The organism is Gordonia sp. i37 (assembly GCF_002043085.1).
GTDB lineage: Bacteria > Actinomycetota > Actinomycetes > Mycobacteriales > Mycobacteriaceae > Gordonia > Gordonia polyisoprenivorans.
The window spans coordinates 1-240 of sequence record NZ_MVPX01000673.1 but is presented as its reverse complement, the minus strand read 5'-3'; the positions used below and the strand labels follow the sequence as shown (position 1 = coordinate 240).

The 240-nt window shown below is 62.1% G+C and carries 1 protein-coding gene; it reads left to right on the top strand.

Going from position 1 to position 240, the window contains the following annotated elements:
• Nucleotides 1-225, top strand: a 225-nt coding sequence (locus tag B1964_RS29525) for an integrase core domain-containing protein (protein WP_139765974.1), incomplete at its 5' end; no start/stop codon positions are given.
• Nucleotides 226-240: the final 15 nt, after the last annotated feature.

The following is a 240-nucleotide window of genomic DNA, read 5'->3' as shown; positions in this document are numbered from 1 at the left end:
CCGTGGAACAACGGGTTCATCGAGTCGTTCAACAACCGGTTGCGCGACGAGTGTTTGAACCGCAACTGCTGGCCCACCCTGCTCGAGGCCCGCGTGGTCATCGACGACTTCAAAGACGACCACAACCACCGACACCGGCACTCGGCGCTGGGCTACCAAACGCCGGCCGAGTACGCTGCCGGATGCACCCACCAACATCACCCCGTGGGCTGCGAGATCGACTGACGATCACAACAAGGA